The following is a 600-nucleotide window of genomic DNA, read 5'->3' as shown; positions in this document are numbered from 1 at the left end:
AGTAGAAAGATTTTATCAACTACATCAGCAATTTATAAATAGCGCATTTGAAACAAAGGAGAAATAATATAATGAAGGAAGTGCGGTGGGGAATTATCGGTTGTGGTAAAGTTACTGAAGTTAAAAGTGGACCAGCTTTTTATAAAGTTAAAGGCTCTAAGTTAGTAGCTGTAATGAGAAGAGATGTTGAATTGGCTAAGAATTATGCTAAAAGACATAATGTACCTAAATATTATGATAATGCCGATGATTTAATTAATGATATTGATGTTAATGCTGTCTATATCGCGACACCGCCTTCTTCTCACAAAGAGTATACGATAAAAGCAGCAAAAGCTGGTAAAGCAGTATATGTTGAAAAGCCAATGGCAATTAACTATCTATAATGCTTATAAATGATCTCTACTTTTAAAGAAAATAATTTTCCACTATATTTAGCATATTATCAGTGATCGTTACCTAGATACCTAAAAATAAAATCATTAATACATGATGATAAAATTATTGCTATTCCTCGCTTTGTATACTCTGTGCTTTATTATCCTTTTGAAACAAGATCTCAATACCCATATAATTTACCATTTCTTGTTATCATATTGT

At 30.2% G+C, this 600-nt stretch carries 1 protein-coding gene; it reads left to right on the top strand.

Annotation, left to right across the window (positions count from 1 at the left end; all coding sequences use genetic code 11):
- The first annotated feature begins 71 nt into the window (after positions 1–71).
- Entirely contained in the window at positions 72–386 is a 315-nt protein-coding gene (locus tag F3D62_RS12485; RefSeq protein WP_224732702.1) for a Gfo/Idh/MocA family protein, read from the top strand.
- Positions 387–600: the final 214 nt, after the last annotated feature.

Origin of the sequence: Francisella sp. SYW-9, assembly GCF_008711465.1 — a bacterium.
In the GTDB taxonomy this organism is placed as follows: Bacteria; Pseudomonadota; Gammaproteobacteria; order Francisellales; family Francisellaceae; genus Francisella.
The sequence above is the reverse complement of the archived record's forward strand: the minus strand, read 5'-3'. Positions and strand labels throughout refer to the sequence as shown.